This window comes from Pseudomonas juntendi (assembly GCF_009932375.1).
GTDB lineage: Bacteria > Pseudomonadota > Gammaproteobacteria > Pseudomonadales > Pseudomonadaceae > Aquipseudomonas > Aquipseudomonas juntendi.
In genome coordinates, this window is the sequence record NZ_BLJG01000171.1 from 1 (window position 1) to 3314 (window position 3314).

At 50.8% G+C, this 3314-nt stretch carries 1 rRNA gene; it reads right to left on the reverse strand.

Annotation, left to right across the window (positions count from 1 at the left end):
* Nucleotides 1-155 precede the first annotated feature (155 nt).
* Nucleotides 156-3048: ribosomal RNA gene (locus tag GYA94_RS20240) — 23S ribosomal RNA — on the reverse strand.
* Between the last annotated feature and the right edge of the window lie 266 nt (nt 3049-3314).

The following is a 3314-nucleotide window of genomic DNA, read 5'->3' on the forward strand; positions in this document are numbered from 1 at the left end:
CAATGCTCTATGGTCGTCAAGAAATTCTGTAGCCAGAATGTCCAGATGGACAGCCCAGCGAATCCGGATATGTGATGTTTGTGATGCCTTGCGAACTTTCGGTTCATGTCATCTTCACCACCGCAATCTGCGTCAGCAAATTGCTTGGGTGTTATATGGTCAAGCCTCACGGGCAATTAGTATTGGTTAGCTCAACGCCTCACAGCGCTTACACACCCAACCTATCAACGTCGTAGTCTTCGACGGCCCTTTAGGGGATTCAAGATCCCAGTGAGATCTCATCTTGAGGCAAGTTTCCCGCTTAGATGCTTTCAGCGGTTATCTCTTCCGAACATAGCTACCCGGCAATGCCACTGGCGTGACAACCGGAACACCAGAGGTTCGTCCACTCCGGTCCTCTCGTACTAGGAGCAGCCCCTCTCAAATCTCAAACGTCCACGGCAGATAGGGACCGAACTGTCTCACGACGTTCTAAACCCAGCTCGCGTACCACTTTAAATGGCGAACAGCCATACCCTTGGGACCGGCTTCAGCCCCAGGATGTGATGAGCCGACATCGAGGTGCCAAACACCGCCGTCGATATGAACTCTTGGGCGGTATCAGCCTGTTATCCCCGGAGTACCTTTTATCCGTTGAGCGATGGCCCTTCCATACAGAACCACCGGATCACTAAGACCTACTTTCGTACCTGCTCGACGTGTTTGTCTCGCAGTCAAGCGCGCTTTTGCCTTTATACTCTACGACCGATTTCCGACCGGTCTGAGCGCACCTTCGTACTCCTCCGTTACTCTTTGGGAGGAGACCGCCCCAGTCAAACTACCCACCATACACTGTCCTCGATCCGGATAACGGACCTGAGTTAGAACCTCAAAGTTGCCAGGGTGGTATTTCAAGGATGGCTCCATGAGAACTGGCGTCCCCACTTCAAAGCCTCCCACCTATCCTACACAAGCAAATTCAAAGTCCAGTGCAAAGCTATAGTAAAGGTTCACGGGGTCTTTCCGTCTAGCCGCGGATACACTGCATCTTCACAGCGATTTCAATTTCACTGAGTCTCGGGTGGAGACAGCGCCGCCATCGTTACGCCATTCGTGCAGGTCGGAACTTACCCGACAAGGAATTTCGCTACCTTAGGACCGTTATAGTTACGGCCGCCGTTTACCGGGGCTTCGATCAAGAGCTTCGCTTGCGCTAACCCCATCAATTAACCTTCCGGCACCGGGCAGGCGTCACACCCTATACGTCCACTTTCGTGTTTGCAGAGTGCTGTGTTTTTAATAAACAGTCGCAGCGGCCTGGTATCTTCGACCGGCATGAGCTTACGGAGCAAGTCCTTCACCCTCGCCGGCGCACCTTCTCCCGAAGTTACGGTGCCATTTTGCCTAGTTCCTTCACCCGAGTTCTCTCAAGCGCCTTGGTATTCTCTACCTAACCACCTGTGTCGGTTTGGGGTACGGTTCCCAGTTATCTGAAGCTTAGGAGCTTTTCTTGGAAGCATGGTATCAACCACTTCGTCGCCTAAAGGCAACTCGTCATCAGCTCTCGGCCTTGAAATCCCGGATTTGCCTAAGATTTCAGCCTACCACCTTAAACCTGGACAACCAACGCCAGGCTGGCCTAACCTTCTCCGTCCCTCCATCGCAATAACTGGAAGTACAGGAATATTAACCTGTTTTCCATCGACTACGCTTTTCAGCCTCGCCTTAGGGACCGACTAACCCTGCGTCGATTAACGTTGCGCAGGAAACCTTGGTCTTTCGGCGTGCGAGTTTTTCACTCGCATTGTCGTTACTCATGTCAGCATTCGCACTTCTGATACCTCCAGCAAGCTTCTCAACTCACCTTCACAGGCTTACAGAACGCTCCTCTACCGCATCACCAAAAGGTGATACCCGTAGCTTCGGTGCATGGTTTGAGCCCCGTTACATCTTCCGCGCAGGCCGACTCGACTAGTGAGCTATTACGCTTTCTTTAAAGGGTGGCTGCTTCTAAGCCAACCTCCTAGCTGTCTAAGCCTTCCCACATCGTTTCCCACTTAACCATGACTTTGGGACCTTAGCTGACGGTCTGGGTTGTTTCCCTTTTCACGACGGACGTTAGCACCCGCCGTGTGTCTCCCATGCTCGGCACTTGTAGGTATTCGGAGTTTGCATCGGTTTGGTAAGTCGGGATGACCCCCTAGCCGAAACAGTGCTCTACCCCCTACAGTGATACATGAGGCGCTACCTAAATAGCTTTCGAGGAGAACCAGCTATCTCCGAGCTTGATTAGCCTTTCACTCCGATCCACAGGTCATCCGCTAACTTTTCAACGGTAGTCGGTTCGGTCCTCCAGTCAGTGTTACCTAACCTTCAACCTGCCCATGGATAGATCGCCCGGTTTCGGGTCTATACCCAGCGACTAAACGCCCTATTAAGACTCGCTTTCGCTACGCCTCCCCTATTCGGTTAAGCTCGCCACTGAATATAAGTCGCTGACCCATTATACAAAAGGTACGCAGTCACCTAACAAAGTAGGCTCCCACTGCTTGTACGCATACGGTTTCAGGTTCTATTTCACTCCCCTCTCCGGGGTTCTTTTCGCCTTTCCCTCACGGTACTGGTTCACTATCGGTCAGTCAGTAGTATTTAGCCTTGGAGGATGGTCCCCCCATATTCAGACAAAGTTTCTCGTGCTCCGTCCTACTCGATTTCATTGATAAGAGATTTTCGTGTACGGGGCTATCACCCACTATGGCCGCACTTTCCAGAGCGTTCCACTAATCTCAAACCAACTTAAGGGCTGGTCCCCGTTCGCTCGCCACTACTAAGGGAATCTCGGTTGATTTCTTTTCCTCAGGGTACTTAGATGTTTCAGTTCCCCTGGTTCGCCTCTTGCACCTATGTATTCAGTACAAGATACTCAGCTTATGCTGAGTGGGTTCCCCCATTCAGAGATCTCTGGATCACAGTCTGTTTGCCGACTCCCCAAAGCTTATCGCAGGCTACCACGTCTTTCATCGCCTCTGACTGCCAAGGCATCCACCGTATGCGCTTCTTCACTTGACCATATAACCCCAAGCAATCTGGTTATACTGTGAAGACGACATTCGCCGAAAATTCGCATTTCGCTCAATTAAGAGCAGAACTCACAAATTTTACCTTAGCCTGATCACACACCAGTGAAAGTGCATGTCAGTCTATATCTATCACATATCCAAATTTTTAAAGAACGGTCTGACAAAAGTCAGAAATCAACATTCATCAACGAATGTTCATTTCTAATTTCTGAGCAGGAGCAACATCTACCGCAGAAAGTGGTGGAGCCAAGCGGG